This window comes from Psychrobacter sp. 1U2, assembly GCF_051847575.1.
This window is the reverse complement of the sequence record NZ_JBPYDC010000540.1, coordinates 1-994: the sequence shown is the minus strand read 5'-3', so window position 1 is coordinate 994 and position 994 is coordinate 1. Positions and strand designations below refer to the sequence as shown.

Below are 994 nucleotides of genomic sequence, written 5' to 3'. Positions count from 1 at the left end.
CCGCAGACTGTGATTATACGCGCTAAAGTTCAATAATCATCTATCCTACTATGGCGTATGCTGTTTTGACACATCACTTTATAAAAGGTCTTGAATGTTCAAGACCTTTTCTTGTTTCTTTATACGACACTATCTGTCGTGTTATACCCCTAATTCTTCTATAAATCCAATGACTTAGCGTTAATTTTGATAAAATAGTACTCTACTAATGAATGGGCACTATAACTTATGGCAACCATCAATTACGATCGATTACAAGGCAAACTTAACATCTTAGCGGACGCTGCTAAGTATGATGTTTCTTGCTCATCCTCAGCTGGCACGCGTAAAAATCAAGGTGGCGGACTCGGTGACGCTTCTGCGACAGGAATCTGTCACAGCTATACCGAAGACGGTCGCTGCGTCAGTTTGCTTAAAATTTTGCTGACCAATCATTGTATCTATGACTGCGCGTACTGCACCTCACGCAAAAGCAATGACACACCGCGCGCCGCTTTTAGTGTTGAGGAAGTGGTTGATCTGACCATGCAGTTTTATCGCCGTAACTATATTGAAGGGCTGTTTCTCAGCTCTGGTATCTTTAAAAGTGGCGACTATACGATGGAACGACTGGTCGAGGTCGCTAAAATCCTGCGTACTCGTGAGCGCTTTAACGGTTATATTCATCTAAAAACCATTCCTGGCGCGTCAAAAGAGCTGCTACTAGAAGCAGGGCTTTATGCTGATCGTCTCAGCGTCAATATTGAAATTCCAACCAAATCAGGGCTGGCTTTGCTTGCGCCAGAAAAGTCGCACGACGAGCTAAAAGCACCGATGGAAACGGTAAAAGAAGAGATCATTACCATCCGTGAAAGCCGTAAAACGCACAAAAAAGCACCAAAGTTCACTCCAGCGGGTCAAACCAGTCAAATGATTGTTGGCGCGAGCAATGAGACCGACTTACAAGTGATTCAGTTATCGAGTCATTTTTATAAGCAGTATGATTTAAAGCGGG

The 994-nt window shown here is 43.5% G+C and carries 1 protein-coding gene; it reads left to right on the top strand.

The window, feature by feature from the left end; genetic code table 11:
* Positions 1 to 228: 228 nt before the first annotated feature.
* The coding region (locus ACS8FD_RS17135; RefSeq protein ID WP_439276732.1) for a putative DNA modification/repair radical SAM protein at positions 229 to 994 on the top strand (766 nt) is incomplete at its 3' end.